We start from the raw sequence: 2551 nt of genomic DNA, 5'->3' as shown, positions 1-2551 counted from the left end.
CGCTCGTCCCGCTCGATTCGGCCCGCCGCCCGGCCGCGCGGACCGGCGTCGTGGTGGTGGCCGTGCTGGGGCTGCTCACGATCTCCGGGCACGCGGTCCTGGCCCGCGACCTGCGGGTGTGGGGCTACGGCGACGGCCCGGCGGTCAACGCCCGCGAACGCGCGGTGCTCGACGCGCTCGCCGAGCGGCACGAGGGCGGCGTGGTCCTCAATGACCCGTTCGACGGCACCGCGTGGGCGTACGCGCTGCACGGCGTGCCCGTGGTGTTCGGCGCGCCGCTCGCCGACGACCCGGTCGCGCAGGTCGGCGCCGACCGCATGATCCTGTACACCTCGATCAACCGCTACGGCTTCGACCCGTCCGTCACGCACGAGGTGCAGCGGCAGGACGTGCGCTGGGTGATCGTCGGCACCGGCGTCGTGGGCGGCCCGGGTCGGCCGGGCGGGTTCATCGGGCTCGACCTCAACCCCCACCTGCGGCTCGTCGAGGGCAACCCCGGCGCCCAGCTGTACGAGGTCCTGCCGGTGCCCGCGGACCACCCGCCGCTGCTGCCGCCGCCGGGGATCCCCCCGTTCACCCCGCCCGTGCAGCCCCCGAACACCGACTCACCGGTCGTCGACGCGGCCGCCGCCGGGCCGGCGACTAGCCTGGACGGCGCGACCGGGCCCTGAGCGGCCCGCCGCCGCGCGGCCCCGACGGGCCGTGTCCTCGCACCGACCCCACCAGGAGCGCATCGCCTCATGGACGCCACCACCGTGACCGCCGCGGGCCCCGACACCGCCGCCCCGCAGCCCGAGCGCGACCTGCTGCTCCAGCGCACGCTGTTCTCGGGCCCGCGCCGGTGGGTCAACGACGACCTGTACTCGCGCATCGTGCGCGGGGTCGTGCGACGTACCCGCGCCGAGCTGCACATGGACGCCGGCGCGATCGTCGACACCAACACCTACTTCGGCCGGTTCGAGGCCTCCTACTGGCAGCGGTGGACCTCGGTCACCGAGCTCACCGTGCGCGTGTCCGTGGAGACGACCGGGCAGCTGGACGTGCTGGTCCGCGCCTCCGATATCGGCTCCCACGTGCGGACGGTGGACGTGGTCCACCACCACGGTGACGGGATGGCGGTGCTGCACGTGCCGGTGGACGCGTTCACCGACGGTGGCGCGATGTGGCTGGAGCTGCACGCCGTGGACGCGCCGGCGACCGTGTCGGAGGTGGTGTGGAGTACGACGACGACGAGGCCGGCCCGCCGCGCTGCCGTGGCGATCTGCACGTTCAACAGGGCGGACGACTGTGCGGCCACCGTGGACTCGCTGGCCTCGGATCCCCTCGTCGCGGACCTCGTCGACGACCTCTACGTGACGGATCAGGGCACCGATCTGGTGGAGACCCGCGAGGCGTTCCGCCACGCGGCCGAGGAGTTCGGCGACCGACTGCACTACCTGCGCCAGCCCAACCTCGGCGGCGCCGGCGGCTTCAGCCGCGGACTGTACGAGGCCACCGCGCCGGGCGCCGCCGGCCCGGTGGACGTGTTGCTCATGGACGACGATGTCCGGGTGGAGCCGGAGACGGTGCTACGCCTGTTCGCGTTCGCCGCCGTGACGCGCGAGCCGATGCTGGTCGGGGCGCAGATGCTGTACCTGTACAACCCCGACTACCTGCTGGTCTCGGCCGAGCGCACGCAGCTCGACGAGCTTCGCGGCGGCCTCGACGCCGACGAGTACGCGCTACGCGACGAGTCGGTGGTCGAGAACCGGCAGGAGCGGCGGATCGACGCCGAGTACAACGCCTGGTGGTCCTGCCTCGTCCCCGGCGAGGCGGTGGAGGAGGTGGGCCTGCCGATGCCGTACTTCTTCCAGTGGGACGACATCGAGTACGGCCTGCGGTGCCGTCAGGCCGGGATCCCGACGTGCACGCTGCAGGGCGCGGCCGTCTGGCACGCCGACTTCTACTGGAAGGACGGCGACGACTTCGGCCAGTTCTTCTCCCAGCGCAACTCGCTGGTCACCGCCGCGATCCGGCAGGGGATCGACCCGAAGAGCATGGCCAAGAACCTCGGGCGCAGCGTCCTTCGGGCGATGGTGGGCATGCAGTACGGGCTGGCGGCCACGCGGATGCGGGGGATCGAGGCGTTCCTCGACGGGCCCGACGGCTCCCGCGGGGTGGGCGACGGCGGGCAGGCCGCGCTCGCCGCGATCCGGGCCGAGCGCGCGGAGTACCCCGAGACCGCCAAGCTCGCCGTGGAGGCGCTCCCCGCGGGGATCAGAGTCGAGCGCAAGGTGGGCATCCCGCGCGAGGACCGCGAAGACCAGGTGCTGGCCAAGCGGCTGCTCACCCAGAAGCTCGGTCGGCAGCGCCGCGGCGTCGTGGCGATCCCATACGAGGACGCCGCCTGGTGGCACGTGTCGCTGTTCGACGAGGTCTACGTGACCGACGCCTCGCAGACCGGTGTGCACCACCGGAAGGTCGACCCGGCGCGGGTCTCCGAGCTGCAGAAGCGGCTGGCGGCGCTGCTGGCCCGGTTCGTCCGCGAGGCGCCCGCCGCGCAGCGGCGGTG

The 2551-nt window shown here is 73.5% G+C and carries 2 protein-coding genes; both read left to right on the top strand.

The window, feature by feature from the left end; translation table 11 throughout:
• Nucleotides 1-671: DUF6541 family protein (locus HMPREF3086_RS19190; RefSeq protein ID WP_371441680.1), on the top strand; the 671-nt coding region annotated here is incomplete at its 5' end.
• A gap of 69 nt (nt 672-740) precedes the next feature.
• The coding region (locus HMPREF3086_RS17625; RefSeq protein WP_070723244.1) for a glycosyltransferase at nt 741-2551 on the top strand (1811 nt) is incomplete at its 3' end.

Source organism: Dietzia sp. HMSC21D01 (genome assembly GCF_001815995.1).
In the GTDB taxonomy this organism is placed as follows: domain Bacteria; phylum Actinomycetota; class Actinomycetes; order Mycobacteriales; family Mycobacteriaceae; genus Dietzia; species Dietzia cinnamea.
Note: the sequence above shows the minus strand (reverse complement) of the source record. Positions and strands in the feature narration are given on the sequence as shown.